The organism is Urechidicola vernalis, assembly GCF_031846385.1.
Taxonomy (GTDB): domain Bacteria; phylum Bacteroidota; class Bacteroidia; order Flavobacteriales; family Flavobacteriaceae; genus Urechidicola; species Urechidicola vernalis.
The window spans coordinates 287985-313026 of the sequence record NZ_JAVRHV010000002.1 but is presented as its reverse complement, the minus strand read 5'-3'; the positions used below and the strand labels follow the sequence as shown (position 1 = coordinate 313026).

The window sequence follows — 25042 nt, the reverse complement described above, 5'->3', positions numbered from 1 at the left end:
TAACTTTATGATTATTAACTAACCGTAAAAAACTGTGCTATGAAGAAATTTTCACACATTTATTTCTTTGTTTTGTTATTCTTTTTTCTTTTTTCATTTGAAAATTCCACAAGTCAAATATCTTATCAAAATGTATCTAATAAAAACGTTTCATTAGGGTCTTATGGTCGTGTTGGGGTAGATTGGTCTTTTGAAAATGGAGGTTCTATTGGTCGCCGATTAAACCTGAACAATATGGGAAGTATTGGTGGTAGATTGGAAGAGCAAGATTATTTAGAATTAGCGCCAGCATTTCATTGGAGTCCTAAGGATGGTGATGAAACTAATATCCATGCGCAAGTTCGTTTTGCTATGTATTCTAATAGTTTATCCTTGTTTGGAAACAGTTCAACAACAAGTTTGGGAGGTTTGACATTGTCGGTTCCTGAAATTTTTGTGGAAGCTAGGAATATAAAAGGAAAAGAGTTGAGTATTTGGGTAGGTTCTCGATTGTATCGCGGACCAGATGTGCATATTGCAGATCACTTTTATTTTAATGACCATGGTGGACAGGGTTTTGGAGTAGAGTATAAGAAAACTCGATTTGCCACAATCTTCGTTTCATCAACTGATACTACTTCAACGGTCCCGCCATACTTTTATTTAAATATTAAAACAGGTACGCCAAGTGCAGAATTAAGACAGCGAACTGTTATGCTAGTAGAGCAGGATTTTGATTTAAATGAAGATCATAAAATTACTCTGTTGGGCGAATATCATAGAATGGCTGATGCGGGTTATGACGAAGTAGACGATCCTGTGCAATTACCAGAAAACCCAGACATTATTACAAATTTTCCTTCGGATGATGGTTTTGTTTTTGGAGCACGATTGACTTCAAATTTAAAAAATCTAAATCCTGGGTCGTTTAATGATTTTACCATTAGATATGGGTCTGGAATTGCCAATGGAGGTGATGGAGGTGTTTCTAAAACCTGGGCAACCTTTGGTGCACCTGATTTAGATAAACTAAATTTTAACGGAGCCTATTCTTGGGCATTGGTAGATCATGCTGTGTTTAACTTTTCGGATAAATATGCGTTAAACGCTTATGGAATTATAACAGCTAGTAAAGGAGGAGCAGCAACTAACGGATTGGCGAAAACCTATTTTGGTAGAGAGGTATATAATAAAAAGTTTGATTTAACCGTTGGAATTCGAAATGAACATTTTATATCTGATTATTTTCATTTGCTAACAGAATTACATTATTCTCAACGCACCGATGGAGATAATCCAGTGGCTAGCATGACAAAATTTAGTATTGCGCCAGTATTGGTTCCTACAGGAGAACGTGATGTTTGGGCAAGACCTCATTTGCGTTTTGTGGCGTCTGCCGCATATTATAATGATTACGCCAAAGAGTCATTGTATTCTCCATATTTGCAATTTGCAGGAGAAAAACAATGGGGTTATTATTTTGGTGTTAAAGCAGAATGGTGGGTATGGAATTAGGATTAGACTTATTTCTTTACTCCTGGTTGTTTAAGATCCCAGTCTAGCTTTTCCTTTTCACTATCTACCATTTTTTTAACATCAGAGAGTAATCTTTTTGCATCATATATAATTCCGTCTTTTACCGTAAACTTAACTCCGCCGGCTCTAATAACTTCGTTATCTTCTGTTAATTTAACAGCACCGGTTCCATATAATACTTTTAAATTTTTTAGAGGATTTTCGTCTACAATAACGAAATCGGCTAATTTCCCAACTTGAATGGAGCCAATTTTATCGTCCCACTTTAAGGCCTCTGCACCATTTAATGTAGCTGCTCTAATAACTTCTAAAGGGTGAAAGCCTGCCTCTCTTAATAGTTCTAATTCTCGAATGTAGGCAAAACCATAAAGTTGATATATAAATCCTGAATCCGAACCGGCCGTAACGCGTCCTCCTCTATTTTTATATTCATTTATAAAAGTCATCCAAAGTTGATAATTCTTCTTCCAAGCGACTTCTTGTTCGGTTCCCCAGTCGTGCCAATAAGAGCCATGAGATATTTTACTAGGTTCGTAGAATTTCCATAATGAAGGTAGTGTATAATCTTCATGCCATTCTGCACGTCTTGCTTTATGTAAATCTCTGCTGGCTTCGTAAATATTAAAAGTTGGATCTAATGTAAAGTCTAAATCTATTAATTCATTCATAACATTATTCCAATGCTCCGAATATGGTTTTGCCGCTTGTGCCCATAGTTTTCCAGCTTCTTCGAATCGATGCTGTTCATTTTGATAATTATAATCTAAAGGGTAATTCTGAATTGTTCTATCTTCGAATAGTGCCTCTGGCAGACCATACCAATGTTCCATAGATGTTAAGCCTGCTCTAGCCGAATGTAAAACATTCCATCGTGCAACACTTAATTGGGCATGATGGCATGCAGACCCAAGGCCTAATTTTTTATTTTCATCCAGTGCTGCGGTCATAATTTCTGGTTCTGCTCCAAAAAACTTTATACCGTCTGCTCCTTTTTCTGCGTTTTCTCTGACCCATGCTCTTGCTTCTTCCGTGGTGTTAATCCCGTTTTCAGCTCCGCTTCCAAAGCCTGTATATCCGAATATTCTAGGCGCAACGATCTCATTTGCATTGCTTTTATTTTTTAATTCTAAAAGTTCCTTTGCGCTTTTTCCACTAGGTTGTCTTACTGTTGTAATGCCATGAGCCATCCATAACTTAAATACATATTCAGGGTCTGCACCCTGTGCATTACCACCGATATGCCCATGCATGTCAATAAAACCAGGTAATAAATACATGCCAGATGCATCTAGTTCTTTTCCACCTTCAATTAGTTTTGGTCTCCGATTTTCATTGATTGAAACTCCGGGATAACCAATAACTTGAATCTTTACAATTTTATTATTTTCAACTACAATATCAATGGGTCCTCTTGGTGGAGAGCCGTCTCCATTAATTAGCATTACACCCTTAATAATTAATTGATTGAAAGGGCCTTCTCCTAAATAATTTTCTTGAGAAAATGAATTGAAAATAAAGACGAAAGAAAAAAGAAAGAATAATTTTGTTGGTTTCATAAAATAGAAGTTTGGATTCTTTAAATATAATAGTTTTTTTGAAAGTGGTTAAATAAGATGGTTTGGTTCTTAGTTTTAAAATGTCGAAATTCGCTATACTGATGTATTTCATAGCAAAAACGATTCAATATAAACCACTAATTATTCCATTATGAACAATATTAAGAAATTTTCCATTTGTTTTTTTATAGTGATATATAATCAAATTGTTGCTCAAAATTCTTATGTTCCAATTACTCTTAATATGGAGAAACGGGCCCAGGTAATAGACACTTGGCTGGAGGAGAGAGTTGATGTGGTTTTGCCTAAAATAATGAATCGCTCGGGAATTGATATGTGGCTCATAATTGCTCGAGAATACAACGAGGATCCGGTGATTAAAACGCTTTTACCAGCTACTTGGCAATCGGCTAGACGTACAACAATTTTAATAGTTTATAATCCTGGTGAAGGAAAAGGTTTACAGACTTTTGGGTTGAATAGGTATGATACTGGAAGTATATTTAAAACAGTTTGGGATAAAGATAAAGAGCCTAATCAATGGCAGGCGTTGGCGGATTTAATTTCTGAAAAGAATCCAAATAAAATTGGTATTAATAAGTCCGAAACTTTTGGATTGGCAGACGGTCTTTCTTCTACACATTATGATAAGTTGTTAGAAGTTTTGCCAGAAAAGTATCATACAAGGTTGGTAAATGCAGAAGAACTTGCGTTAGGATGGTTGGAAACTAGAACAGATTCAGAGATGATGGTATATGGCAATATAGTTAGAATGGCACATCAAATTATTGCAGAAGGATTTTCTGAAAAAGTTATTCAGCCGGGAGTTACGACTACTAACAATGTAGAGTGGTGGTATAGAGATAGGATTCGAGAACTAGGTTTTACGACTTGGTTTCATCCAACTGTCTCAATTCAGCGTTCTAATTCTGATAAAGGAAAATTTGACCCGTCGAAATCTCCTAATGAATCCTTAATTCTACCAGGTGATTTAGTTCATGTAGATTTTGGAATCAATTATTTACGTTTAAATACTGACACGCAACAACATGTTTATATTCTTAAATCGGGTGAGCGAGAGGCTCCCGATTTTTTAAAGAAAGCGCTGAAAACAGGGAATAGGCTGCAGGATATTCTTACTTCAAATTTTAAGTTGGGTAGTACCGGGAATGATATTTTAAAAGCGAGTTTGGAGCAATGTAAAAAGGAAAGTATTAGGGGGCTAATATATACACATCCAATAGGTTACCACGGGCATGGTGGAGGTCCAGCGATAGGCATGTGGGATCAGCAGAACGGTGTTCCAGGTAAGGGAGATTATGACTTGTATAAGAATACTGCTTATTCTATTGAACTTAATGCGAGCGTCTATATAGAGGAGTGGAACAAAGACATTAGAATTATGCTCGAGGAAGATGCTTTTTTCAATGGAGAAGAAGTTTTTTATATTGATGGGAGACAAACTGAACTAATGACGATTCCTAGAATGCTTTCACATAACAATTGAAAACTGATGTGATAAAGATTATGGCTTAGAAGTTGTTTTGTTGATTTTTCTTATTTACAGGCTTCCCAAATCACATCTTTTGGTATAGGGGCTGTGACTGAAACTTGCTCTTTGCTCACTGGGTGAGTAAATTCAATTTTCCTGGCATGTAAATGAATACTTCCATCTTTGTTACTACGGTTAAAACCATATTTTAAATCACCTTTAATTGGACTTCCTATACTAGAAAGTTGACTACGTATTTGGTGATGTCTTCCAGTTTCTAAATCAATTTCTAGTAATAAATAAGATTTCAATTTTTTAAGAATGTTGTAGTGTAAAATGGCTTTTTTACTACCGTCAATTTCTTTAAAGTAAGCGGTAGACTTGTTGTTTTTTGGGTTTTTTCGCAACCAATTTATAAGGGTGTCTTTTTCTTTTGGCGGTTCATTTTTCACAACAGCCCAATAGGTTTTGTTAATATTTTTATCGCGTAGCATTTTATTCAAGCGCTCTAAGGCTTTCGATGTTTTTGCAAAAATAACAACGCCAGTTGTGGGTCTATCTAGCCGATGAACTGTGCCTAAATAAACATTACCTGGTTTGTCGTATTTGTCTTTTATATAAGATTTTACGATCTCATTTAACGGTGTGTCGCCAGTTTTATCTCCTTGCACAATATCACCAGCACGTTTGTTTACAATCAGTAAATGATTGTCCTCAAAAAGTATTTGTAAGTTGTGTTTTGTGCTGTGCATTTAAATTGTTGTTAATTTCGTTTAATTCGAAAATTAACTAGTTGTAATTCTAAGACTTAAAGTTATCGACAACATTTTTGTTTACTTCAGTTATGAAATTTAAAACATCCTCTCTTCCCATTGCAGTTTCTGATGATGTAATAAAATGCGTTGGAATGCTTTCCCAAGTTTTAAGCAATTGCTTTTTATATTTGGTTATGTTCTTGTTTAAAGTTGAACTTCCAAGTTTGTCAGCTTTGGTGAAAATAATACCAAAAGGAACGCCGTTTTCACCTAAAAACTGCATAAATTCCAAATCAATTTTTTGTGGTTCATGCCTAGAATCTACCAAAACAAAAGTACAAACAAGTTGTTCTCTTTGTAAGAAATAATCCTTTATAAAACTCTGAAATGTTTTCCGTTTTGATTTAGAAACTTGTGCGTAACCATACCCGGGTAAATCCACTAAAAACCATTCATCGTTAATTTTAAAATGATTTATTAATTGTGTTTTTCCAGGTTTCCCAGATGTTTTTGCTAGTTTTTTATGGTCGGTTAATGCGTTAATTAAACTAGATTTACCAACGTTAGAGCGGCCAATAAAAGCATATTCAGGCAATTGATCTTTTGGGCATTTTGAAACATCAGTATTACTGATAATGAAATTTGCCGAATGAATTTTCATGATTTAAATATTTCTCTTTTTAAACCAGTCTTCTAGTTTTTCGTTAAATTCATCTGGACGTTCCATCATTGGAGCATGACCACATTTATCAATCCAGAACAATTCAGAATCAGGCATTAATCGGTCAAAGTCATTGGCAACCTCTGGAGGTGTAACAATGTCTTGTTTTCCCCAAATTAAACAGGTGGGAATATTCATATCTGGCAAATTGTCTGCCATATTATGTCTTATAGCACTTTTTGCAATTGACAGGGTCTTTATTGCTTTTATACGGTCATTTACAATCTCAAAAACTTGATCTACCAACTCTGGTGTTGCAATTTTATCGTCGTAAAAAACTTCTCTTACCTTATTTTCAATAAATTCTTTATTTCCTCTCTTTGGGTAGGTATCTCCCATGGAGTTCTCATATAGTCCAGAACTACCTGTTAGGACTAAAGCTTTAACGTTATCAACATTATGCGTGGTAAAATATAATGAAATGTGACCCCCTAATGAGTTGCCTAAAAAGATGACGTCATCTAGTCCTTTATGATTGATAAACTCCTTAACGAACTTAGACAAATTTCGAACATTTGTTTTAACTAGAGGCAAAGTGTAAAGCGGTAATTCAGGAATCAAAACTTTATATCCAATTTTTGAAAAATGCGATACAATCCCATCAAAGTTACTTAACGCACCCATAAGTCCGTGCAGTACTATAATTGGTTGTCCTTCGCCCTCTTCAATATAACTGAATTTCCCTTCATTTTTTAGTGTATAACTCATACTGTAAAGCGTCTATTTAAAAACTTCGGCAAATGTAGCCAATTTAAAGCAAAGTACGATTTTTTTATAAATATGCCTAACTAAAATTTTGCCGATATGGTAAAGTTTTGTTTGTCAAGTTGCTATCCTAATTTAAGAAGTGGTGGTAAAAGTTATCAACAAAGTGGTAGAATGTGGGAAAAAGTGGAAAATAATTTCTATTTTTGAAATTGATTAACACTAACTAAATGATAAACTTAATTGGTACATACGAGTGCAAAGCTGATGCGAAAGGTCGTCTTATGATGGCGTCTTCGTTAAAGAAGCAATTGGCGCCCGTGTTGCAAGAGGGGTTTGTTATTAAAAGAGCTGTTTTTCAGCCATGTCTGGAGTTGTATCCAATGTCTGAGTGGAATACAATGATGGAGAAAGTGAATAAGTTGAATCGCTTTGTAAAGAAAAACAATGACTTTATTAGACGCTTTACCGCTGGTGTTAAAATGGTAGAATTAGATGCTTCTGGGCGTTTGTTGATACCTAATGATTTGCAAAAATTTGCTGGAATCACAAGGCAGGTTACGCTGTCATCGGCAGTAGGGATAATTGAGATTTGGGATACGGATCGATATGAGAATGCAATTGATGAAGCGGCACTTGACTTTGGAGAATTGGCAGAACAAGTGATGGGGAATGTAATGGATGATGAAGATGGAGTATCATAACCCAGTTTTGCTGTGCGAAAGTATAGATGGTTTGGATTTGAAACCAGATGGAGTTTATGTGGATGTGACTTTTGGTGGAGGAGGTCATTCTAAAGAAATTTTGAATAGGCTTGGTGAGAATGGAAAGTTGTTCGCGTTTGATCAAGATAAAGATGCGCAAGCAAACGCAATAGATGATGAACGATTTGTGTTGATACCTGAAAATTTCAGGTTTATAAAAAGGTTCTTACGTTTTTATGGTATAAAAAAAGTTGATGGTGTATTGGCTGATTTAGGTGTTTCTTCTCATCAATTTGATGAAGCAGAACGTGGATTTTCTACTCGCTTCGATGCTGATTTGGATATGCGAATGAATCAGAAAGATGAATTGTCAGCTTTTGCAGTAATTAACAAATACAGTGAAGAGCAATTGAGTGCTGTATTGTTTAATTATGGCGAACTGCGAAATGCACGAGCAATGGCTAAAAAAATTGTAGAGGCTAGAGTAGAAGAGAAGATTAAAACAAGTTTTGAGTTAAAGACCGTGTTGAAACAGTTTTTGCCAGCAGCAAAAGAACATAAGATTTTGGCTCAGATTTTTCAGGCGATTCGTATTGAAGTGAATCAAGAAATTGAAGTGCTGAAAGAGTTTTTAAGTCAAATGCCAGAATTGTTAAATGAAGGTGGTAGGTTAAGTGTTATTTCATATCACTCTTTAGAAGATCGATTGGTGAAACGTTTTATTAGAAATGGATTGTTTGAAGGAGAGCCAGAGAAAGATTTTTATGGAAACTTTGAAGTGCCTTTAAAAAAGGTTGGAAAAATGATCATCCCTACAAAAGAGGAAATTAAAATTAATAATAGAGCACGTAGCGCCAAATTAAGAATTGCAACAATAGCTTAAATGTCAAAATTTAAACAAGGAATATATAATGCGTTAAAGGGGAAGATTCTTGTTAGTAAGGACGCTTTTAAAAATTGGCGAATTATCATTTATGTTGTAATGCTCTTGTTGTTTATGATTTCAAGATCGCATAGTACTGATAAAAAAGTAATAAAAATTGCAAAATTGAATTCAGAGATTCGGGAGTTGAAAGCAGAATTTATAGATACCCGGACAAAAGTAATGCGATTAGAATTAGAATCGTCAGTGCAAAAAAAAGTAGTAGAGAGAGGATTGCTACCGTCAGAAAATCCTCCAAAAAAAATTAAAGTAGTTCAAAAAGCAGAGTAGGTTGGCAACAAAGAAAAAAAGCATATTAAACAGGTTATATATCGTATTTGTCTTCTCGACCCTGTTTTTTATCGCAATTATTGTCAAATTAATAAGTATCCAATACTCTGAAGATGGCGATAAATACAGAAGCCTTTCCGAAAAAAGAACCATAAAGAATGATACTATTCATGCCAATCGTGGTAATGTGTATGCAGACGATGGTAGTTTGCTTGCAACTTCCATGTCGCGCTATGAAATTAGAATGGATACATATACGGTAGATGCGCAAGTTTTTGAGGATGGTGTGAGAGGTTTGGCTAATGAACTTTCAAAGATGTTTGGGAAATCGTCTTCACATTATGTGCAAAAACTGAGAAAGGCACGAGCGAATAAAAATCGCTATTTATTAATTGCTCGTAACATTGGGTATTTAGACTATCAAACAATGAAAACGTTTCCAATTTTCAATTTGGGAATGTATAAAGGAGGTTTTATTGCTGAGCAAAGTACAAAGCGCGAACATCCTTTAGGTAAAATTGCAGAACGTACGATTGGGTATGATGATTATCGTGGTGCGCCAGGTATCGAAGGTGCATATAAAAAATATTTAAGAGGGAAATCTGGTTGGAGGTTAAAGCAGCGCATTGCGCAAGGGCAATGGAAGCCAATTAACGATAATAATGAGGTTGAGCCACAAGATGGGAGAGATGTTATTACAACAATAAATGTCAATATTCAAGATATAGCCCATGATGCATTGTTAGGTCAGTTAGAAAAGTTTGAAGCAGAGCATGGTTCAGTTATAGTAATGGAGACTAAAACGGGAGAAGTAAAAGCTATTTCAAACTTGGCAAGAACTTCTGAAGGAACATACTATGAGAAAAGAAACTATGCCGTTTATGAGAAGCACGAGTTAGGGTCTACTTTTAAAATGGTGAGTATGGTCATTGCTTTAGAAGATAAAGTAATTGATACGAGTACAGTTGTGGATACAGATGGCGGAGTTTATAAAATTTATGGAAGAAGTGTTCGTGATTCTCACAGAGGAGGTTATGGAGTAATAAATGCGGCACGTGCTTTTGAAGTTTCATCAAATGTAGGTTTGGTAAAATTGATTTATGAAAATTATAAAGATCAACCGGAGAAGTTCTCGAATAAAGTGAGAGAGTTTGGATTGGATCAAAAACTAGGATTGCCAATTAAAGGAGAGGGTCAGCCAATTGTGCCGCATCCAGATGACAAAAATTGGAGTGGAATTTCATTGCCTTGGATGGCATATGGATATGGAATTGAAATGACGCCACTTCAAATTTTAACATTCTACAATGCTATTGCAAATAATGGCGAAATGGTAAAACCACGCTTTATTAAAGAAATAAGACATCAAAATAAGGTTGAAAAAGTATTTGAAAAAGAAGTGTTAAATCCTCAAATATGTTCACAAGAAACCATCGATAAAATGAAAGAATTGATGAAAAATGTGGTGAAAAGAGGTACAGCAGATAACATATATTCTCCAGATTTTTCAATGGCAGGTAAAACAGGTACCTGTCAATTAGATTATGGAGATCCGAACACCCCGACTCAATACATAGCGTCATTTGCAGGGCATTTTCCTGCAGATGACCCTATTTACTCTTGTATGGTTGTGATACATAGGCCAAACAAGAAGAAGGGATATTATGGCAATATTGTTGCCGCGCCTGTATTTGAAAAAATTGCACATAAAATTTATAGAGATGCTCCATTGTTAGAGGAAATCCCAAATGTTCAGCCAGAGTTTGATGTTGTGAATCAAGATTATGGAATGTATTTCGAGACTTCGAATGCAACCATAACAAAGGTTCCAAATGTAAAAGGAATGAGTGGTATGGATGCGATTTCACTTTTAGAAAACTTAGGGCTGCAAGTAGAATTTGTGGGGAACGGAAAAGTTAAAAGACAATCAATAAAATCCGGTCAAGAAATTGTGGCCGGAACAACGATAAAATTAGAATTGGTCTAGTGCAAAAGTTAAAAGACATATTGTACGGAGTAGCTGTTAATAAGGTTAATGGTAGTGTAGATACGGAAGTTTTTTCGGTTGAATTTGATTCTAAAAAAGTACAGCAAGGAAGTTTGTTTGTTGCGCAAAAAGGAGTGCAGGTTGATGGGCATAAATTCATTGGTAAAACTATAGAGTTAGGAGCAGCGGTAGTTGTTTGTGAGCATTTGCCAGAGAATTTAATAAATGATGTTGTTTATGTAGAGGTTAATGATTCTAATAGTGCTTTGGCAATTATTGCTTCAAACTTTTATGAAAATCCATCACGTAAATTAAAACTAATAGGAATTACAGGGACCAATGGTAAAACAACCATTGCAACCTTATCATATAACTTATTTAGAAAGGCAGGTTATAAAGTCGGATTGCTTTCTACTGTAAAAGTAATGGTTGACGAAACAGAATATGTGGCAACACATACAACCCCTGATTCTGTTTCGATCAACCGTTATTTACAGTTAATGGTTCAAAGTGGAGTCGATTACTGTTTTATGGAGGTAAGTTCTCATGGAATACATCAAAAAAGAACAGAAGGTTTGGAGTTTGCGGGCGGTGTATTTACAAATTTAAGTCATGATCATTTAGATTATCACAATTCGTTCTCTGAGTATAGAGATGTGAAAAAGGTATTCTTTGATCAGTTGCCTAAGGGTGCTTTTGCCTTGGTTAATGCGGATGATAAAAATGGAAATTTTATGCTGCAGAATACCAGAGCTAAAAAACTAACCTATGGGCTAAAAACAATGGCCGATTATAAAGTAAGGATTTTGGAAAATCAATTTTCAGGATTACTGCTAAACATGAACGGTACTGAAATTTGGGTAAAGTTAATCGGCAGTTTTAATGCAAGTAACCTTTTGGCTATTTATGCGACCTCGGATTTATTAGGTTTAGATGGATTTGAAGTTTTACAAATAATGAGTCAGTTGGATAGCGTTGATGGTAGATTTCAACAATTTATGTCTAATGGAGGGGTAACCGCAATTGTAGATTACGCCCATACGCCAGATGCTTTAAAGAATGTGCTAAACACAATTAATGATATAAGAACAGGTAATGAAAATGTAATAACTGTTGTTGGTTGCGGAGGAGATAGAGATAAAACCAAAAGACCAAAAATGGGGCATATCGCTTCTCATTTAAGTTCTCAAGTAATTTTTACTTCGGACAATCCAAGAACGGAGAACCCACAAGGAATAATTGAAGATATAGAGAAGGGAGTGGAGCCTCAAAATTATAGAAAAACACTTTCTATTCTAGATCGCGAACAAGCAATAAAAACGGGATGCAAATTGGCTAAAAAAGGAGATATTTTATTGGTAGCGGGTAAAGGACATGAAACATATCAAGAGGTGAATGGAGTACGCTCAGAATTTGATGATTATAAAAAGGTAAGAACAATATTAAAAGAATTACAAAAGTAAGATGCTGTATTATTTATTTGAATATCTAGAAAATCAATATGAACTTATGGGTGCTGGGCTTTTTCAGTACATCTCATTTCGTTCAGCAATTGCCTTTGTTATTTCATTATTGATTTCTACCATATATGGTAAAAAAATCATTAACTATTTACGAAGAAAACAGGTTGGAGAAACGGTAAGAGAACTTGGTTTAGAGGGGCAAGCACAAAAAACAGGAACACCAACTATGGGTGGGGTTATTATCATTCTGGCTACGATGGTTCCTGTATTGTTAATTGCCAAATTAGATAATATCTACATCATTCTATTAATAATTACTACGCTTTGGATGGGGGTAATTGGTTTTGTAGATGATTATATCAAAATATTTAAAAAAGATAAGGAAGGTCTAAAAGGGCGTTTTAAGATTCTTGGTCAAGTAGGGCTAGGAGTTATAATTGGTAGCATGCTTTACTTTAACAACGATGTTACCATAAAGGAGAAATTATCACCCCAAGGAATTGTGCAAATCGCCGAAGACGGAAACCCCAAGTTATTCGGCGATGCGCACAAATCAACAAAAACCACCATTCCGTTTTTGAAAAACAACGAATTGGATTACTCAAAAGCATTGAGTTGGTTAGGGGATGATTATCAAAAATACGCATGGATTATTTTTATTCCGTTAGTAATATTTATCATCACAGCGGTATCTAATGGAGCCAATTTAACTGATGGTATAGATGGTTTAGCCGCAGGTTCATCAGCCATAATTGTGGTAACCCTGGGGATTTTTGCTTGGGTATCTGGTAATATCATTTTTGCAAATTATTTAGATGTCATGTACATCCCAAATTCAGGAGAAATGGTGATTTATATCAGTGCATTTGCTGGGGCATTAATTGGTTTCTTGTGGTACAATACGTATCCAGCTCAGGTATTTATGGGAGATACTGGAAGTTTGACAATTGGTGGAATCATAGCTGTATTGGCTATTGCTACAAGAAAGGAATTGTTGATTCCTGTTTTGGCTGGAATCTTCTTAGCAGAAAACTTATCGGTGATTTTACAAGTAGGATATTTTAAATACACCAAGAAAAAATTTGGTGAGGGAAGACGTATTTTCAAAATGTCACCATTACATCATCACTATCAAAAATCTGGATATCACGAAAGTAAAATTGTTACGAGATTTTGGATTGTTGGAATTATGTTGGCGGTAATAACCATTGTAACCTTAAAGTTGCGATAGATGAAACTGGTCGTTTTAGGAGGCGGAGAAAGCGGTGTTGGAGCGGCAATATTAGGAGTAGAAAAAGACTATCAAGTTTTTGTGTCAGACAAAGGCAGTATAGCAGAAAAATATAAAAAAGTTCTTTTAAATAGTAAGATTGAGTTTGAAGAAGGTGTTCATTCTAAAGATAGAATATTTGAAGCGAATGTAGTAGTGAAAAGTCCGGGTATACCCGATACAGTTCCTATGATTTTGGAATTGAAAGAGAAGGGTGTGCCAGTGATTTCTGAAATTGAATTCGCATCAAAATTTACGGATGCAACAATTGTTGGAATAACGGGGTCAAACGGAAAAACGACCACTACAATGTTAACGCATCATATTTTAGAATCTAGTGGAATGGATGTTGGCATGGCTGGAAATATTGGAGATAGTTTTGCTTGGCAAATAGCACAGAGTAATTTGGGTAATTATGTGTTGGAGTTGAGTAGTTTTCAGTTAGATGGAATAGAAGGTTTTAAGCCTCACATTGCAGTTTTAGCCAACATTTCGCCAGATCATTTAGATAGATATGATTACAAATTAGAAAATTATATCGCCTCTAAATTTAGAATCACAATGAATCAAACTAAAGAGGATTATTTGATTTACGACGCGGATGATGAGCATATAGCCAAATGGATGTCAGAAAATCAAACGAACGCTCAATTAATACCTTTTTCAATTGAAAAGGAATTGGAGTTTGGAGCTTATTTAAAAGATGAAGAAATAATAATAAAACTTAATACAGAGGTATATAAAATGGGGATAAGAACATTAGCATTACAAGGAAAGCACAACGTAAAAAACGCAATGGCGGCATCTATGACTGCTCAATTGTTGAAAGTGCGCAAAGAAACAATTAGGGAAAGTTTGGAGAGTTTTGAAGGTGCAGAGCATCGCTTAGAACCTGTTTTAAAAATAAACGGAGTTGAGTATATCAATGATTCTAAAGCTACAAATGTAAACGCTACTTTTTATGCTTTGGATAGTATGGAGACGCCAACAGTTTGGATTGTTGGGGGCGTGGATAAAGGAAATGATTATTTTGATTTAATGCCGTTGGTAAGAGAAAAAGTAAAAGCAATTGTTTGTTTAGGAGTAGATAATCAAAAAATTGTACAAACCTTTAGTAGTGTTATAGATTTAATTGTAGAAACTGCAGGTGCAGAAGAAGCAGTTAAAGTGGCTTATAAAATTGCAGAAAAAGGAGAAACAGTATTGCTGTCTCCTGCATGTGCAAGTTTTGATTTATTCGATAGTTACGAAGATCGTGGTCGTCAGTTTAAAAACGCAGTAAGAGAACTATAAAAAGTGATAAAGCTTCTAAAAAATATTGAAGGAGACAGCGCAATTTGGTTAGCAATTGCAGTATTGGCATTTTTCTCATTTATGCCGGTATATAGTGCAAGTACCAATTTGGTATATGTTGTTAAAACGGCAAGCAGTCCCACTGCAATTCTGTTAAAGCATGCGGTCTTATTATTTTTAGGGTTTATTATTTTATACGGTGTACACAAGGTTCCATATCGCTATTTTAGCGGTGCATCCGTATTGATGTTACCAATTGTTTTTTGTTTGTTGCTATATACTTTAACGCAAGGAACAACCATTGGAGGAGCAAATGCCAGTCGTTGGATACATATTCCGTTTGTCGGAATAGGGTTTCAGACATCTACGCTGGCAGGCTTGGTCTTGATGACTTATGTGGCTCGATATTTGGCAAGAAATAAGGATAAAGAAATAAAATTCAACGAAAGTGTTTGGTACCTTTGGTTGCCGGTTGGTGCTATTTTAGCATTGATTTTACCCGCTAACTTTTCGACAACAGCAATTTTATTTTGTATGATTCTGGTTCTAACCTTTATTGGTGGATACCCATTAAAATATTTGGGATATATTGTTGGTATTGGAATTGTTTTTCTAACACTATTTGTATTAATGGCGAAGGCTTTTCCGGATGCTATGCCAAATAGGGTGGATACTTGGATGAGTAGAATCGAAAGTTTCTCTGATAAAAATGCCGAAGAGGCTTATCAAGTAGAGAAAGCAAAAATAGCCATTGCAACAGGTGGTCCACTGGGTGTTGGTCCAGGGAAAAGTGTGCAGAAAAATTTTTTACCACAATCGTCATCCGATTTTATTTATGCCATTATTGTTGAAGAATTTGGATTAATTGGAGGTATTGGTGTTGTGTTGGTGTATTTGTTTTTGCTTTTTAGAATAATGATGGTTGCGAAAAAAGCGCAAACCATTTTTGCAACTTTATTGGTGTTAGGAATTGGATTGCCAATCATATTTCAGGCGATGATAAATATGGCCGTTGCAATTAACTTGTTTCCTGTTACGGGGCAAACCTTGCCTTTAATTAGTAGTGGAGGAACCTCTATTTGGATGACCTGTTTCGCTATTGGAATGATTTTAAGTGTGAGTTCAAAAAAAGACGAATCACCACAAAGCATAGAGCATGAAAACCCTTTAAATGTATTACATGAAGCAATCGATTAATATATTAATTAGCGGAGGTGGTACAGGAGGGCATATTTACCCTGCAATAGCTATTGCGAACGAATTGAAAGTACGTTATCCGGATGCGAATTTCTTATTTGTTGGTGCAAAGGATAGAATGGAGATGGAAAAGGTGCCTCAGAATGGGTATGAAATTAAAGGGTTATGGATTTCTGGTGTTCAAAGAAGTCTTTCCTTAAAGAATTTGTCATTTCCGTTTAAGTTGATAAGTAGTTTATGGAATGCTAAAAAGATTGTAAAAAAGTTTAAGCCCAATGTGGTGATTGGAACTGGTGGTTTTGCTAGTGGTCCAACTTTGTTTATGGCAGAAAGAAAAGGAGTGCCAGCATTAATTCAGGAGCAAAATTCTTACCCCGGAATTACCAATAAATTATTGGCAAAAAAGGCAGGAAAGATATGTGTTGCTTATGATAAATTAGATCGATTTTTTCCAAAGAATAAAATTGTAAAAACAGGCAATCCTGTACGTCAAGATTTATTAGAGATAAGTAGCTTGACAGTAGAAGCGAAAGCGTATTTTAAACTAAACCCTAATAAAAAATCAGTATTGGTTTTGGGTGGTAGTTTAGGTGCAAGAGCAATAAACAAATTGATTGAAGAAAATTTAGAATGGTTCATTCAGAACGATCTTCAGTTAATTTGGCAAACGGGTAAATTGTATTTCGAAGAATATAAAAAGTATGATGCTAAAGAAGGCGTGCAAACACATGCTTTTTTAAATAGAATGGATTTGACTTATGCTGCGGCAGATTTTATAATTAGTAGGGCTGGGGCAAGTTCTATTTCGGAATTATGTATTGTAGGTAAGCCGACTATTTTTATTCCATCTCCAAATGTAACTGAAGATCATCAAACAAAAAATGCCCTTGCTGTTGTTGAAAAAAATGGAGCTGTATTGTTAGAAGAAAAAAACACTTCGATGTTTCAGAATGTTATGGGCGAATTACTGAAAGATGAAACGAAACAAGCGTTTTTAAGTAAAAATATAAAGGATTTGGCGTTGCCAAATGCGACAAAATCTATTGTTAACGAAATTGAAAAATTAATTGCCTAGGATGGAATTGAACGAGTTTCGAAATATTTATTTTATCGGTATTGGAGGTATTGGTATGAGTGCCTTGGCTAGGTATTTTTCTGTAAATGGCAAGAATGTTTCAGGCTATGATAAAACAGCATCACCCATTACTGATGGGCTTGAAGAAATCGGAATTACAATTCATTTTGAAGATGATATAGAGAATGTTGCTGATAACTTTAAGGATGCTTTATCAACTGTAGTGGTGTATACACCAGCAGTGCCGTCGAAACATAAAGAATTGAATTATTTTTTCAATAATGGATTTACGGTTTTGAAACGTTCAGAAATGTTGGGAGTAATAACAAAAAATACACGTTGTATGGCTGTGGCTGGTACGCATGGAAAAACCACAACATCGACCATTTTGGGACACATTATGAAAGAATGTGGGACAAATGCAACGTCCTTTTTAGGTGGAATATCAGAAAATTACAATTCGAATTTAATTCTTGGTGGTTCAGAGATTTCAGTGGTTGAAGCGGATGAGTACGATCGATCGTTTTTAATGCTTTCGCCTGATATTGCTTGTGTTACTTCCATGGATGAAGATCATTTAGATATCTACAGTCAGAAGAATGCATTAGAAGAATCGTTTATAGAATTTGCAAATAAAGTTTCGGATAAATTAATTGTTAGAAAAGGACTGCCTTTAGAAGGTTTAACCTATGCAATTGAAGAAAAGGCAGATTATTATGCAGACAATTTAAAAATTAAAGAAGGATCATACATTTTTGATGTAATGACTCCAACAGAAATAATAAGAAATGTGGAGTTTAACCTCCCAGGAAAACATAATGTGCTAAATGCTGTAGCAGCCTTGGCAATGGCGAACTATCACGGAGTTTCACTTCGGGCTATTGCTAAGGCTTTACTTTCTTTTAAAGGAATTAAGCGCAGGTTTACATATAAAATTCAGACTGATAATTTGGTATTGATAGATGACTACGCACATCATCCAACAGAATTAAATGCTGTTGAAAATGCTGTGAGAGAAATGTATCCGTTAGAAAGAGTGATGGCTATATTTCAGCCGCATTTATTTAGTAGAACAAAAGATTTTGCAGATGATTTTGGTCAAAGTTTATCAAAGTTCGACGAAGTATTGTTATTAGATATTTATCCAGCAAGGGAAAAGCCGATTGAAGGAATTACTTCAAGTTGGTTGTTAGATAAAATAAATTGCCCCAAAAAGAAGTTATCAACTAAGGAAGAATTGATTCAGCATATAAAAGAATCTGACGCAAAGGTTAAGATGTTGTTGGGTGCTGGAGATATTGGTCAGCTTGTAGAAGGAATAACAAAAGATTTGTTAGGTGAAAATTAATTGGAATTACATAAAAGGTTTTGTGCTTATAGCATTGGTGCTATTTCTATTTGGTTTTACCAATCTTAAAAATGGGGATAAAAAAATAGTGTCTTTAGAGGTTGAATTTGAACAAGGAGACAACTTATTTATGGATTACGAAATGGTTAATAAGTTGTTAATACAAAATGATGCAACGGTTAAAAATAAAGCAAAATCATTAATAGATTTGAATAGCTTGGAGGAGCAGGTCGCCTCACACCCAATGGTTGAGGAGGCAACAACATATGTAACGGTTGATGGTCGCTTAAAAACAAAGGTGAGGCAACGAACACCAATTGGTAGAATTAATTCTGGTTCAGCATCTTATTATCTAGATAGACAAGGTATTCAAATGCCTTTATCTAAAAATTATTCGGCAAGAGTTCCAATAGTAACTGGATTTTCTGAAGCAGATGATACAAAAATGTTGTTCACTTTGTTAAAGTATATTGACGAAGATGACTTTTTGAAAAAGCAAATTGTAGGGGTACATAAAGAAAATAAGAATCATTTTGTGTTGTTAACACGTGTTGGAAATCATGAAATTGATTTTGGAGCCGTGGAAAACCTAGAGTTAAAATTTAAGAATTTAAAGGCGTTCTATAATTACGCCATGGAAAATGAAGCCATAGAAAATTATAAGAGAATAAATTTGAATTACAACAACCAAGTTGTGTGCACTAAAAAATAGAATGATGGAACCAAATGAAATTTCGGTAGGGCTAGATATCGGGACAACTAAAATTGTCGCTATGATTGGTCGTAAGAACGAGTATGGTAAGATTGAATTACTTGGTATTGGAAAAGCCAAGAGTTTAGGGGTGCACCGTGGAGTAGTTAATAATATTACACAAACAATACAGTCAATACAGCAAGCAGTTGATGAAGCAATTGCTGTTTCTGGAGTACAAATTTCAGATGCTATTGTTGGTATTGCTGGGCAACATATAAGAAGTTTACAGCATAGCGATTATATAACAAGACCAAACTCTCAAGAGGTTATAGATGAGAATGATTTAGAACAGTTAGAGAACCAAGTTCATAAATTGGTAATGTTACCTGGTGAAGAAATTATTCATGTATTACCGCAAGAATTTAAAGTAGACGGTCAAGGAGAAATAAAAGAGCCTATCGGAATGTACGGTGGAAGATTGGAGGCTAATTTTCATGTAGTTGTAGGTCAAGTTTCATCCATTAGAAATATTGGTCGTTGTATTAAAAGTGCAGGTTTAAGCTTAGCAGGGATCACATTAGAGCCATTAGCGTCTGCAGATGCTGTCTTAAGTCAAGAAGAAAAAGAAGCAGGAGTTGCTTTGATTGATATAGGTGGTGGTACAACAGATTTGGCCATTTTTAAGGATGGAATCATTCGTCATACCGCCGTAATTCCATTTGGTGGAAATGTTATTACAGAAGATATAAAAGAAGGTTGTTCAATTATTGAGAAACAGGCAGAATTACTAAAAACCAAATTTGGTTCAGCATGGCCGGGTGAAAATAAAGATAACGAAATTGTATCTATTCCTGGATTAAGAGGAAGAGATCCAAAAGAGATAACGCTTAAAAATTTATCGAAAATAATTCATGCACGTGTTGTCGAAATTATTGAACAAACATTTGTTGAGATTCGCAACTACGGTCATGAAGAAGCAAAGAAAAAATTAATTGCAGGAATTGTGCTAACTGGTGGAGGAGCACAATTAAAACATATAAAGCAATTGGTAGAATATATTACCGGAATGGATACACGTATTGGGTATCCGAATGAGCATATTGCCGGTGATTCAGATGAAACTATTTCGAGTCCAATGTTTGCAACAGCAATAGGCTTATTGATGAAAGGAATCGAAGATAAAAATAAATTGAAAGTACGAGAGGATTCTGAGCCCGTAGAGCCAGAAATTGAAGTTGACCAAGAAACTAAGGAAGAAGAAAGTACTGAAACTGAAAAAGAAGAAGAAAAAGTTGATAAGAAATCGATGTTCGAACGTTGGTCAGATAAGTTTAGAGATTTTTTAGACAACGCAGAATAAAATAAGAAAGAATTAACCAAATAATATAACCGGAATAACAACCCTACTAGACTATGGACAATTTTGAAAACATTTCATTTGACATGCCAAAGAACCAATCTAACGTAATTAAGGTAATTGGCGTTGGTGGAGGAGGTAGCAATGCAGTAAATCACATGTTAACACAGGGGATTAACGGCGTTGATTTTGTGATTTGTAATACCGATGCACAAGCATTAGAAAACAGCCAAGTACCAACCAAAATTCAATTAGGTCAATCATTGACTGAAGGATTAGGGGCAGGAGCAAATCCAGAAGTTGGACAGAAATCTGCTTTAGAAAGTGAAGAGCAATTAAAGAAAATGCTTGGAAGCAATACTAAAATGGTGTTTATCAATGCTGGCATGGGTGGTGGAACCGGTACAGGTGCCGCACCAGTAATTGCTAAGTTTGCTAAAGAACAAGATTTGTTGACTATTGGAATTGTAACAATTCCGTTTGAATTCGAAGGTAAAACAAGAATTGCACAAGCAAGAAAGGGTGTTGAAGAGATGCAAAAGCATGTAGATTCTTTAGTGGTTATTAACAATAATAAATTAAGAGAAGTCTACGGTAATTTAGGGTTTAAAGCCGGGTTCTCTAAAGCAGATGAAGTATTAGCAACAGCCTCTAGAGGTATTGCAGAAGTAATAACACACCATTACACGCAAAACATTGATTTACGTGATGCTAAAACAGTATTAGAAAATAGCGGTACTGCTATAATGGGTTCTGCCAAAGCATCAGGTACAAACAGAGCGGAAGAAGCGATTAGCAAGGCATTGGATTCTCCTTTATTGAATGACAATAAAATTGAAGGCGCTAAGAATGTTTTGTTGTTAATTGTTTCAGGAAGTGATGAAATTACAATCGATGAGATTGGAGAAATCAATGATTTTATTCAATCGGAAGCGAAGACTAGTGTGAATATTATTATGGGTGTTGGAGAAGATGAGGCATTGGGTGATGCTATTTCTGTAACCGTAATCGCTACTGGATTCCATAAAGATCAACAAAATGAAATTACAAATACAGAACCAAAAATTGTAAAGCATATTTTGGGTGATGATCAGGTTGCGACCTATGATTTTTCAGAGAAAAAAGAAATAGTTTCGATTGCAGATGAAACTAGAGTTGTACATACATTAGAAGAAGAAACAACATCAGAAAGAATTGTCCATACCCTTGATTCGGTAGATGAACCAATGGAATTAATTTCTACGACAGAATTAATTAAAAATATGAATGTGGTGTATGATGAGATTTCATACGAGAAAATAGATGATTTTGTAATTACTTCTGCTGTTAAAGATATTGATGTGGAGTATGAGCAGGTAAAAGCAAATGAGGAACAATTTGAATTCACATTTGAATTAAATGTCGATAATGAAGAAACTAAGAAGGAAGAAGTTGCGATAAATGATATTGAAGTTATTGGGCATGAGGAGGTAAAGCCTACAAAAGTGGTCGAAGAGATTAAAGTATTTGAACTCGGTGAGTACGATGAGTTTGCGACTAAAATGGAGGCCGCTAAAAAACCAGTTGCAGTTCAGGAAGTTGAAGAGGTAGAAGAAGAATTAAATATTAATGTTAGGACGGAAGCGCCTAAAGACAAAGTTGAAATTGCTGAGCCAAAAAAAGAAGTTTCACCATTGCATTTAACAATTTCAGAATTGCAAAAGAGATCTGAAGAGCGCAAAGAGAAAATGAAGCAATTCAATTATAAGTTTACAAATAATGTAAAACAAAATATTGAAGAGATTGAAAAGGAGCCAGCATATAAGCGTATGGGAGTTGAGTTGAATAATTCTACATCATCTTCGGAATCTGTTCAATCAAAAACGACATTAAGTGTTGATGATAACGACGATTTGCAGTTTAGATCTAACAATTCATTTTTACACGATAACGTAGATTAGGGATTTTAAGAGTAAAGTAAGATTTTAACCCCAAGAAACTCGAATGTATTCATTAAGTTGAATTTAGTTCGAGTTTTTTTTATCTTCGCAGACTAATACAAACGATATGAGTTTACAAGCAAAAATAATGGTGAAAATGAAGGAGGCAATGAAGTCGAAAGACAGCGTTGCATTGCAATCTTTAAGAGCCGTTAAGTCAGAGATACTATTGGCTCAAACCAAAGGAGGAGATATTCAATTTGGTGAAGCAGAAGAGATAAAACTATTGCAAAAGTTGGTTAAGCAACGTAAAGATAGCGCTGCTTTATATGTAGAGCAATCTAGGCAAGATTTAGCGGATCCAGAATTGGCTGAAGCAGAAATAATTGCTCAGTTTTTACCTGCTCAAATGAGTACAGAAGATCTTAAAACTTTTATTACGGATTTGATTGCAAAAGTTGGAGCAGATGGAATGAAAGATATGGGAAAGGTTATGGGAATAGCTTCTAAAGAATTGGCCGGTAAAGCGGATGGTAAAGCGATTTCTACAATTGTAAAAGAATTACTTAGCAAGTAATTTTTTAAGTGTTTAGGCCCCGTGGCGCAACTGAATAGCGCATCAGATTTCGGCTCTGAGGGTTACAGGTTTGAATCCTGTCGGGGTCACTTAATATAAAAAAAGCGAGTACAAAATGTACTCGCTTTTTTTTGTATATATTTACTTTGAAATGGAATAAACTACTTCTTTCTATTCATAAAAATATCTGTAAAGACTAAGATAATACCCACAACAATAGAAACATCAGCAATATTAAAAACGCCATTTTTAAAAAAACCTACATTTAATATGATGAAATCGGTAACATAGCCATCAACTATTCGGTCTATAACATTTCCAAATCCACCTCCAATGGCAAAAGCTATTCCTGTTACTAATAATTTTGAAAATTCGGGAGATTTTAAAATTAAACGCAAAAGGTAAATTAAAAATACAACAGGGAGTAGTTGAAAATACATGGTTTTAAGCATGGAAGGTAAATCCGAACCAATGCCTAAGGCAGCTCCAGAATTATCTACATTTTTAAATAGAATAAAATCAAATAAAACTCCAGTAACTTCATTTTTAACCAATGTTAATCGCACTAAATATTTACTAAATTGATCGATGCCAATATTTAGTAAAACAATAGCAATGATTTGTTGTTTTCTTGAAAGGGGTTTTGCAGTCATGTTATTTTAACCGAAAATTTCTAATGCAATTTTTAATGAAATTCTAATGTAAATATATTCAAAAAAACTTAATATTCTATTTGGTAATAGAGACTGTCAGAATTTTTAATTATTAAAAAGAAGTTTTTATACTAGTTCCCCTCTATGAGGTTTTAAGGTGTCTCTATACGTTTTCATATTTGGATTATCAACAATTACAAAAGTAATAGCGTGCATTTCGGAGATTTCGATAAAGCCAATATCATAAAACGGAAGATTTTCCATTTGAGCAAATTCTTTTAAATGAATTGCGTGATGTTCTGCTGTTTTGTGGCATACAGGGCCTTTAAAATCCCAAATCAATTTTATTTTTCTAGACATCTTTTATTATTATGCAACAAAAGTAATTAATCTTATTTTTGCACAAACACTTTTACTTTGATAGAAAAAGATTTTATTTTTAATTCCGCAGAAGTTACATCAGTTACAAACGAAGATGTAACTTGGAAAACACCAAGCAATATAGCCTTGGTTAAATATTGGGGTAAACGCAACCCTCAGTTACCAAAGAATGCATCTATTAGTTTTACGTTGAACAATTGTCATACAATTACAAAAATGACATTTGAAAAAAATGAGGAGATAGTTGCTACGAACGACTTTGATTTCGACGTGTTTTTTGAAGGAGAGAAAAACGAAGCATTTAAGCCTAAAATTTCAACTTTCTTTAAACGTATCGAATCATATTGCCCATATTTAAAAGACTATAAGTTTAAAATCGAATCTGAAAATTCATTTCCGCATAGTTCTGGTATTGCATCCTCGGCAAGTGGTATGAGTGCGATTGCTCTGTGCATCATGAGTTTAGAACGTTCTTTGTCGGTTCTGGAGATGACAGATGATTACTTTTTTAAGAAAGCATCGTTTTTGGCGCGATTAGGATCCGGTAGTGCCTGTAGAAGTGTAAAGGGAGAATTAGTTGTTTGGGGAGAACATAAAGATATTAATGGCAGTTCGGATTTATTTGGAGTCGAATTTAAAGATGAGGTGCACTCAAATTTTAAAAACTACCAAGATACTATTTTGTTGGTTGATAAGGGCGAGAAGCAAGTGAGTAGCACAGTAGGGCATAATTTAATGCACGGACATCCGTTTGCCGAACAACGATTTAGTCAAGCCAATGAAAATATTGCTAGAATAAAAGGAATATTAAAGTCAGGAGATCTCGACGCATTTGTTAATTTGGTAGAAAGTGAAGCTCTTACTTTACATGCAATGATGATGACTTCGAACCCCTATTTTATTTTAATGAAGCCAAATACCTTAAAAATTATTAACAAGATTTGGGAGTATAGAAAAGAAAGTAATTCTCATTTATGCTTTACGTTAGATGCAGGAGCAAATGTTCATTTGTTATTTCCAGTATCTGAAAAAGAGACAGTTGCTAAATTTGTTGAAAAAGAAATGGCACAATACTGTCAAAATAATCACTATATTTGCGATGTTGTTGGCAAGGGAGCCCAACAATTGAATTAAACCAAAATTTACTCCAGATATAATTGACAATTA

General features: G+C 34.8%; 23 protein-coding genes and 1 tRNA gene. 18 read left to right on the top strand and 6 right to left on the bottom strand.

Annotated features, from left to right (window positions below):
• The first annotated feature begins 39 nt into the window (after window positions 1-39).
• Window positions 40-1494, top strand: coding sequence for a carbohydrate porin (locus RM519_RS06665; RefSeq protein WP_311592880.1), 1455 nt, complete (start codon window positions 40-42; stop codon window positions 1492-1494).
• 8 nt (window positions 1495-1502) lie between these two features.
• On the opposite strand, the gene RM519_RS06660 is transcribed toward RM519_RS06665, so the two are convergent.
• The gene (locus RM519_RS06660; RefSeq protein WP_311592878.1) at window positions 1503-3071 is read right to left on the bottom strand and encodes an amidohydrolase family protein; all 1569 of its coding nucleotides are present in this window, start codon (window positions 3069-3071) and stop codon (window positions 1503-1505) included.
• A 244-nt stretch (window positions 3072-3315) separates the two neighbouring features.
• Between RM519_RS06660 and RM519_RS06655 the strand changes: the two genes are divergently transcribed.
• Window positions 3316-4578, top strand: coding sequence for a M24 family metallopeptidase (locus tag RM519_RS06655; RefSeq protein ID WP_311592877.1), 1263 nt, complete (start codon window positions 3316-3318; stop codon window positions 4576-4578).
• A gap of 50 nt (window positions 4579-4628) precedes the next feature.
• On the opposite strand, the gene RM519_RS06650 is transcribed toward RM519_RS06655, so the two are convergent.
• The 3 genes from RM519_RS06650 to RM519_RS06640 are packed head-to-tail and all read right to left on the bottom strand — an operon-like array spanning window position 4629 to window position 6747.
• Window positions 4629-5315, bottom strand: a complete 687-nt coding sequence (locus tag RM519_RS06650; RefSeq protein WP_311592875.1) for an RluA family pseudouridine synthase — start codon at window positions 5313-5315, stop codon at window positions 4629-4631.
• Window positions 5316-5364: 49 nt separating this feature from the next.
• Complete coding sequence (gene yihA, locus RM519_RS06645; protein WP_311592874.1) at window positions 5365-5979, bottom strand: ribosome biogenesis GTP-binding protein YihA/YsxC; 615 nt, start codon at window positions 5977-5979, stop codon at window positions 5365-5367.
• A gap of 3 nt (window positions 5980-5982) precedes the next feature.
• Window positions 5983-6747 carry an alpha/beta fold hydrolase gene (locus RM519_RS06640; protein WP_311592873.1) on the bottom strand — a complete coding sequence of 255 codons (765 nt, stop codon included), beginning with the start codon at window positions 6745-6747 and terminating at the stop codon, window positions 5983-5985.
• 227 nt (window positions 6748-6974) lie between these two features.
• Between RM519_RS06640 and RM519_RS06635 the strand changes: the two genes are divergently transcribed.
• The 15 genes from RM519_RS06635 (at window position 6975) to RM519_RS06565 (ending at window position 22930) form a co-directional block, all read left to right on the top strand.
• A complete protein-coding gene (locus RM519_RS06635) occupies window positions 6975-7448 on the top strand; it encodes a division/cell wall cluster transcriptional repressor MraZ (RefSeq protein ID WP_311592871.1) in 474 nt (157 codons plus the stop codon).
• Window positions 7435-8331 (top strand): 16S rRNA (cytosine(1402)-N(4))-methyltransferase RsmH, encoded by an 897-nt coding sequence (gene rsmH, locus RM519_RS06630; RefSeq protein ID WP_311592870.1) that lies wholly within the window; start codon window positions 7435-7437, stop codon window positions 8329-8331. The genes RM519_RS06635 and rsmH overlap by 14 nt, the downstream gene beginning before the upstream one ends.
• Window positions 8332-8661, top strand: a complete 330-nt coding sequence (locus tag RM519_RS06625) for an FtsL-like putative cell division protein (protein ID WP_311592869.1) — start codon at window positions 8332-8334, stop codon at window positions 8659-8661.
• A gap of 1 nt (window position 8662) precedes the next feature.
• Window positions 8663-10648 carry a penicillin-binding protein gene (locus tag RM519_RS06620; protein WP_311592868.1) on the top strand — a complete coding sequence of 662 codons (1986 nt, stop codon included), beginning with the start codon at window positions 8663-8665 and terminating at the stop codon, window positions 10646-10648.
• Window positions 10648-12111, top strand: a complete 1464-nt coding sequence (locus RM519_RS06615) for a UDP-N-acetylmuramoyl-L-alanyl-D-glutamate--2,6-diaminopimelate ligase (protein ID WP_311592867.1) — start codon at window positions 10648-10650, stop codon at window positions 12109-12111. Before RM519_RS06620 ends, RM519_RS06615 begins: the two co-directional genes overlap by 1 nt.
• A gap of 1 nt (window position 12112) precedes the next feature.
• Window positions 12113-13342: a phospho-N-acetylmuramoyl-pentapeptide-transferase gene (gene mraY, locus RM519_RS06610; protein ID WP_311592865.1), complete on the top strand. Its 1230-nt coding sequence runs from the start codon at window positions 12113-12115 to the stop codon at window positions 13340-13342.
• Window positions 13343-14674 carry a UDP-N-acetylmuramoyl-L-alanine--D-glutamate ligase gene (gene murD, locus RM519_RS06605; RefSeq protein ID WP_311592863.1) on the top strand — a complete coding sequence of 444 codons (1332 nt, stop codon included), beginning with the start codon at window positions 13343-13345 and terminating at the stop codon, window positions 14672-14674.
• A gap of 3 nt (window positions 14675-14677) precedes the next feature.
• Complete coding sequence (locus RM519_RS06600; protein ID WP_311592862.1) at window positions 14678-15871, top strand: FtsW/RodA/SpoVE family cell cycle protein; 1194 nt, start codon at window positions 14678-14680, stop codon at window positions 15869-15871.
• Window positions 15855-16946, top strand: coding sequence for an undecaprenyldiphospho-muramoylpentapeptide beta-N-acetylglucosaminyltransferase (gene murG, locus RM519_RS06595; protein WP_311592860.1), 1092 nt, complete (start codon window positions 15855-15857; stop codon window positions 16944-16946). Before RM519_RS06600 ends, murG begins: the two co-directional genes overlap by 17 nt.
• Before the next feature lies 1 nt (window position 16947).
• Window positions 16948-18294 carry a UDP-N-acetylmuramate--L-alanine ligase gene (murC, locus tag RM519_RS06590; protein ID WP_311592859.1) on the top strand — a complete coding sequence of 449 codons (1347 nt, stop codon included), beginning with the start codon at window positions 16948-16950 and terminating at the stop codon, window positions 18292-18294.
• Window positions 18284-19006 (top strand): cell division protein FtsQ/DivIB, encoded by a 723-nt coding sequence (locus RM519_RS06585; RefSeq protein WP_311592858.1) that lies wholly within the window; start codon window positions 18284-18286, stop codon window positions 19004-19006. The genes murC and RM519_RS06585 overlap by 11 nt, the downstream gene beginning before the upstream one ends.
• A gap of 4 nt (window positions 19007-19010) precedes the next feature.
• Window positions 19011-20348, top strand: coding sequence for a cell division protein FtsA (gene ftsA / locus RM519_RS06580; protein WP_311592998.1), 1338 nt, complete (start codon window positions 19011-19013; stop codon window positions 20346-20348).
• Between the two features lie 53 nt (window positions 20349-20401).
• Entirely contained in the window at window positions 20402-22285 is a 1884-nt protein-coding gene (gene ftsZ, locus RM519_RS06575) for a cell division protein FtsZ (RefSeq protein ID WP_311592857.1), read from the top strand.
• 106 nt (window positions 22286-22391) lie between these two features.
• The gene (locus RM519_RS06570) at window positions 22392-22841 is read left to right on the top strand and encodes a GatB/YqeY domain-containing protein (protein WP_311592856.1); all 450 of its coding nucleotides are present in this window, start codon (window positions 22392-22394) and stop codon (window positions 22839-22841) included.
• A gap of 15 nt (window positions 22842-22856) precedes the next feature.
• Window positions 22857-22930: transfer RNA gene (locus tag RM519_RS06565), tRNA-Arg, on the top strand.
• Between the two features lie 72 nt (window positions 22931-23002).
• Here the strand turns inward: RM519_RS06565 and lspA are convergent.
• On the bottom strand, window positions 23003-23494 hold the full coding sequence (lspA, locus tag RM519_RS06560; RefSeq protein ID WP_311592855.1) for a signal peptidase II: 492 nt from the start codon (window positions 23492-23494) through the stop codon (window positions 23003-23005).
• A gap of 126 nt (window positions 23495-23620) precedes the next feature.
• Window positions 23621-23854, bottom strand: a complete 234-nt coding sequence (locus RM519_RS06555; RefSeq protein WP_311592854.1) for a hypothetical protein — start codon at window positions 23852-23854, stop codon at window positions 23621-23623.
• 60 nt (window positions 23855-23914) lie between these two features.
• Between RM519_RS06555 and RM519_RS06550 the strand changes: the two genes are divergently transcribed.
• Window positions 23915-25009, top strand: a complete 1095-nt coding sequence (locus RM519_RS06550; RefSeq protein ID WP_311592997.1) for a diphosphomevalonate decarboxylase — start codon at window positions 23915-23917, stop codon at window positions 25007-25009.
• The last annotated feature ends 33 nt before the right edge of the window (window positions 25010-25042 follow it).

Bases quoted from the DNA above. Each gene is read 5' to 3' on its own strand.
- RM519_RS06665 (WP_311592880.1), top strand. From the start codon at position 40: ATGAAGAAATTTTCACACATTTATTTCTTTGTTTTGTTATTCTTTTTT.
- RM519_RS06660 (WP_311592878.1), bottom strand. From the start codon at position 3,071: ATGAAACCAACAAAATTATTCTTTCTTTTTTCTTTCGTCTTTATTTTC.
- RM519_RS06655 (WP_311592877.1), top strand. From the start codon at position 3,316: ATGGAGAAACGGGCCCAGGTAATAGACACTTGGCTGGAGGAGAGAGTT.
- RM519_RS06650 (WP_311592875.1), bottom strand. From the start codon at position 5,315: ATGCACAGCACAAAACACAACTTACAAATACTTTTTGAGGACAATCAT.
- yihA (WP_311592874.1), bottom strand. From the start codon at position 5,979: ATGAAAATTCATTCGGCAAATTTCATTATCAGTAATACTGATGTTTCA.
- RM519_RS06640 (WP_311592873.1), bottom strand. From the start codon at position 6,747: ATGAGTTATACACTAAAAAATGAAGGGAAATTCAGTTATATTGAAGAG.
- RM519_RS06635 (WP_311592871.1), top strand. From the start codon at position 6,975: ATGATAAACTTAATTGGTACATACGAGTGCAAAGCTGATGCGAAAGGT.
- rsmH (WP_311592870.1), top strand. From the start codon at position 7,435: ATGGAGTATCATAACCCAGTTTTGCTGTGCGAAAGTATAGATGGTTTG.
- RM519_RS06625 (WP_311592869.1), top strand. From the start codon at position 8,332: ATGTCAAAATTTAAACAAGGAATATATAATGCGTTAAAGGGGAAGATT.
- mraY (WP_311592865.1), top strand. From the start codon at position 12,113: ATGCTGTATTATTTATTTGAATATCTAGAAAATCAATATGAACTTATG.
- murD (WP_311592863.1), top strand. From the start codon at position 13,343: ATGAAACTGGTCGTTTTAGGAGGCGGAGAAAGCGGTGTTGGAGCGGCA.
- murG (WP_311592860.1), top strand. From the start codon at position 15,855: ATGAAGCAATCGATTAATATATTAATTAGCGGAGGTGGTACAGGAGGG.
- murC (WP_311592859.1), top strand. From the start codon at position 16,948: ATGGAATTGAACGAGTTTCGAAATATTTATTTTATCGGTATTGGAGGT.
- ftsA (WP_311592998.1), top strand. From the start codon at position 19,011: ATGGAACCAAATGAAATTTCGGTAGGGCTAGATATCGGGACAACTAAA.
- ftsZ (WP_311592857.1), top strand. From the start codon at position 20,402: ATGGACAATTTTGAAAACATTTCATTTGACATGCCAAAGAACCAATCT.
- RM519_RS06570 (WP_311592856.1), top strand. From the start codon at position 22,392: ATGAGTTTACAAGCAAAAATAATGGTGAAAATGAAGGAGGCAATGAAG.
- lspA (WP_311592855.1), bottom strand. From the start codon at position 23,494: ATGACTGCAAAACCCCTTTCAAGAAAACAACAAATCATTGCTATTGTT.
- RM519_RS06555 (WP_311592854.1), bottom strand. From the start codon at position 23,854: ATGTCTAGAAAAATAAAATTGATTTGGGATTTTAAAGGCCCTGTATGC.